General features: G+C 37.7%; 1 protein-coding gene. It reads right to left on the bottom strand.

All coding sequences use genetic code 11. The features are described 5' to 3' along the window. The coding region (locus BAU28_RS02385) for a Cna B-type domain-containing protein (RefSeq protein WP_116500276.1) at nucleotides 1-204 on the bottom strand (204 nt) is incomplete at both ends.

Below are 204 nucleotides of genomic sequence, written 5' to 3'. Positions count from 1 at the left end.
TTGCGTTATCGTCTTTCCATGTCTTCGTTCCTTCTACTTTTGTTTCGCCTACTTTTGTATTTGTGATGTCATAACCTTTCACTTCGGATTTGTATCCGTCGATTGGTTGTTCTTTCACTTCATACTTGTATGCCTTACCTTCTGCATCATATGCTGCTAAATCTTTGAATTCATATTTCCAGCCTGTTGCTTTGCTTACTTCTT

The organism is Bacillus paramycoides, assembly GCF_001884235.1.
Lineage (GTDB): Bacteria > Bacillota > Bacilli > Bacillales > Bacillaceae_G > Bacillus_A > Bacillus_A paramycoides.
Note: the sequence above shows the minus strand (reverse complement) of the source record. Positions and strands in the feature narration are given on the sequence as shown.